This is a genomic window from Fictibacillus arsenicus (assembly GCF_001999465.1).
Lineage (GTDB): Bacteria > Bacillota > Bacilli > Bacillales > Fictibacillaceae > Fictibacillus > Fictibacillus arsenicus.
Genome location: NZ_MQMF01000085.1, coordinates 1 through 607, shown reverse-complemented (window position 1 = coordinate 607; position 607 = coordinate 1). Strand labels below are relative to the sequence as shown.

Below are 607 nucleotides of genomic sequence, written 5' to 3'. Positions count from 1 at the left end.
GCCGTACTCGTGCGCCACGATGTACTCCTCCGCCAGCGGTCCGCCCTCGGCGCCGAAATCGGTCTGCAGCGTCTCGAAGAACGCGGTGTCGAAGTACATGGACTCGTCCGCCGGGCAGTAGAACGGGCCCGTGGCCGAGGAGGCGCTGCCGCAGCCGGTGCTCACACCGCCCTGGAACAGGGTGAGCTGCGGCTGGCGCCACTGGATGTCCGAGAACTGCGCGAGGTACTCGCCCCAGAACTCGTCCGCGGCCTCGGTGGTCGCGATGACGCGGCAGTCCGTGTTCTGGTTGGCGTCCGCACCGCTGGCGCACTCCTCGTCCGAGAGGGGCTGGCTCTGGCCGCCCGAGCCCGTCTGCTGCTGGTACTGGCTCTGGCCGACGGACCCGCCGCCCGTGTCGATCCCGAGCTGCTCGGCCAGCCCGGGGGCGAAGATCGCGAGCAGCAACGCGAGCAGGCCGCCGCCACCGCCGATGGCGATGCCCCGGCCCCCCAGCCCCCCGCCGCCACCGCCCGATCGGGCCCGGCCGGCGTCGATCTGCACGTTCTCGTTGAAGCTCATGGGGCCAGAGTGTAGACGGACTAGACTGGCCCGGCACCGCACTGGC

At 71.7% G+C, this 607-nt stretch carries 1 protein-coding gene; it reads right to left on the bottom strand.

What is annotated here, in order from left to right:
* A partial coding sequence (locus tag UN64_RS21945; protein WP_171978997.1) for a neutral zinc metallopeptidase occupies positions 1-561 on the bottom strand: 561 nt, incomplete at its 3' end.
* Between the last annotated feature and the right edge of the window lie 46 nt (positions 562-607).